A 2,994-nucleotide genomic window follows, 5' to 3' on the forward strand; every position below is an offset into this window, starting at 1 on the left:
CACAACAACAGCACCACCTTCCGGCCCTACAACCCCGGCGAAGCCATGGGCCGACTCGACCCAACCCTGCCAACCCCGGCTGCGCCGAAGGAAGGTGGCTGCGGCACGGCAGGTATGATCCTGATGATCGTGGTGGCGGTGGTGGCAACCATTGTGACCGCCGGGGCGGCGGCAACCCTGATCGGCCCGGCACTGCTGGGTAGTAGCACCCTCGCGACCGTAGCAGCCGGCGCCATTGCCGGCGCCGTCGGCTCTGCCGCCAGCCAACTGGTAGGCATGGCCACCGGCAACGTCGACAAATTCAGCTGGACGCAGGTCGGCATTTCTGCCCTGGCAGCCGGGGTGACCGCTGGCGTAGGCTCGATCGGCAGCGCGGGCAGCGCGGGCAGTGCGGGTAGCACTGGTAGCACCACAGGCACGCTCTTGAACCGAGCTGGCAGCATCTTCAACAGTGGCAATGGCCTGGCCAGCACGATGGGCCTCAGTGGCTGGGCCGCAGCTGGCGCCAACGCCATGATCGGCAACGTCATCACCCAACAAGCCATGCGCGCTGCCGGCTGGCAAGATGGCTTCAAGTGGAACCAAGTGGCGGCAGCCGGGGCCGGGGCGGCGGTCGGCAGCGTAGTGGGCGACGCCATTGGCCAGCTGCAATATCCCGGACAAGGCAACAGCCCGACCTGGTCGAGCGTCCAGCAGCAACTGGCCAGCGGCCAGGGCGAGCAGAGTTTCATCCACGGCTTCACCCGCCAGCTGGCACGCAACTTCGCCAGCGGCGCGGTCTCGACGCAGCTCACCACCCATCACTACCGGGACTACCAGCGCGGCCTGCTGGCCAATGCCTTTGGTGATGCCTTTGCCAATGCGGGCGTGAATAATTACATCGCCACCCGCACTGAAGCCGAAGCCGCCAGCCGCGCACAGCAGCTGGCGGGGGGGAATAGCCATGCCACAGTCGCAGCCCCCACAGACACCTTCATCGAAGACTGGTCTACCCTGGCAATGGCAGGTGCGATTGGGCGACAAGACAAAGCACCGCTACCATCCAGCCTGCCGGACCACATCCGGCGATATGGCGAAGGCTGGGAAAGAGCAGGCGGACAATATGTCTCCGTCCGCCAAGGCGACACCCTCAGCCAGCTTGCAGGTGGAAATGCCAGCTTGATTGGCGCAATGGCCATGGCCAATGGCGGCAGTAGCCGATTGCGCGATGGACAGCAGATCTGGATGCCCGATGCAGGAACCTATAACGTTCAAGCAGCCCATGAGACCTATGCACAAGTGATGGCCAGCGACAACGCCGCCATTGCGCGTGTGAAGGCAGCCCGTGCCGCCGCATTGGCCCAAGCGGCCACTGCAAGCCAGACCGGGTCGGCCAAGGATGCACTGACCTATCTCGACGAGCTGCTCAATGGCAAAACAGCGGGCGGGATGTGCTATGAAGTCAAACCGCAGATTGCACTCAAGCCGGGTCAAAACGAACTGCGCCCCTGGAACGGCCAGCGTGGCCTGTCCGCCCAGGCGCGGCTGGAGCATATTGCAGCAGGGGTTGATGCCACCACCAGCTCGGGCATATTTACCCCGGTCATGGCGGGCTATGTGGCCGGCGGGGGCGACCCAGCGCAGGGCTTTGGGCAGGTGATCAGCAGCGCAGGCCAGGCAGTGGATGCCATGGGCAGTCTGGCAGGGGGACATCCGCTGTCGAATCGGCCACAGGGTATCCAGAAAGGGGCTTATCCGACGCAGTTCAGCAAACCAGTTTCCTTCGCGGAGGAAACTGTTGCAAGTGGGGTAAAATACCGGCCTGTGACGCTGTCGCCTAGTGAGGGGATTGGGTGGGATGTTTCAAATATTGAAATCCGGCCAACTGGTGCATTTGCTGGTGGCACAACTGACGGCATTGGTTTCGGTAAGCTGACAGGTAGGGAAGTTGCTGTCAGCCAGAAGGGGCTAGGAATTGTCGAGACGCATTTAGGACATTTTGAATCAATGTATGGGCCAAGTATTGAAAATAATGTGATGCTCGGTAGGTTACGTAACTCCCTTGAAAGCAATACACCGGTCACTGGTGCAGACGCTGTGTTCTATACGCACGAACTCAAAGAGGCCACACTTATGAAGCGGAAATTACAGGAGCTTGGGCTTCCATACACATCAACTAACGTCATTGATAACTATTATCCATTGCATCAGAAAACACTCGATTTTTATAAAGTATCACCGTGGAGTGTTTATCATCCTGATGCGGTTCTTGCTGCTGATGCTCTTGTGCAGAGTAAAACTATGAATCCAAATTATTATAGATTTTGGGGAGTTAAATGATGGTCGGTAAATTTTCAAAGATTGGCTCATTTTTTTTGGACTTTAATAAGGATGAGTCGCTGGTGATTGAAAGTGATATGAATCATTTTTTTACACTTACGACAGGAGCTCTGGACTGTAAAGCAGTGGTGGCCAAGTCATATGCAGCAATTGAGATATTTCTGCCTAGGGCTGGTCACTATTGGAGTGGATTGATTGGCATGAATTTCATACCTGATGATATTAAAGGAATACTTGTCAAGGTAAAATATGGAGAGACAAAAAGACGAGTTAAGTCGCATATAATTGATCAAAATGAACTTGATATCGGCATGGATCGGAGCTTCGTTTCTGCTGTCGAGAAAGGGGTTAAGAGAAAGGCAGATGTTCTCTCAACACTAGGCAATGGAGTATTGCTGGTCGATATTGCTGCCCAGAATGTCGGTTCTAGCGAGTATGTTTTTGAGGTTTTGGCTAGTACTTTGTGTTCGATAGTTTCTGGGACAGTACCTTCTAATGAGGTCTCTAGGTTGTTGGAGAATGAGTTCTTCTCTAGGCAGTGATGCTTAGGTACCTCTGCATGAATCGTTTTTTATTCAATTCACCACCCGCTTTGAATACAACACACAAGGCCAGTTGCTCAAGAAGACCGACCCAGAGACGGACGTGACGTATGGGAACGGCTTCCGGGAGCGG

The 2,994-nt window shown here is 55.9% G+C and carries 2 protein-coding genes; both read left to right on the plus strand.

Annotated features, from left to right (window positions below):
* Positions 1–2,319, plus strand: a 2,319-nt coding sequence (locus HNQ59_RS19775) for a hypothetical protein (RefSeq protein WP_246491089.1), incomplete at its 5' end; no start/stop codon positions are given.
* Positions 2,316–2,861 carry a hypothetical protein gene (locus tag HNQ59_RS19180; protein WP_184041996.1) on the plus strand — a complete coding sequence of 182 codons (546 nt, stop codon included), beginning with the start codon at positions 2,316–2,318 and terminating at the stop codon, positions 2,859–2,861. The genes HNQ59_RS19775 and HNQ59_RS19180, both read left to right, overlap by 4 nt.
* Positions 2,862–2,994: the final 133 nt, after the last annotated feature.

The sequence above is a fragment of the Chitinivorax tropicus genome (genome assembly GCF_014202905.1).
Taxonomy (GTDB): Bacteria; Pseudomonadota; Gammaproteobacteria; order Burkholderiales; family SCOH01; genus Chitinivorax; species Chitinivorax tropicus.

Bases quoted from the DNA above. Each gene is read 5' to 3' on its own strand.
- HNQ59_RS19180 (WP_184041996.1), top strand. From the start codon at position 2,316: ATGATGGTCGGTAAATTTTCAAAGATTGGCTCATTTTTTTTGGACTTT.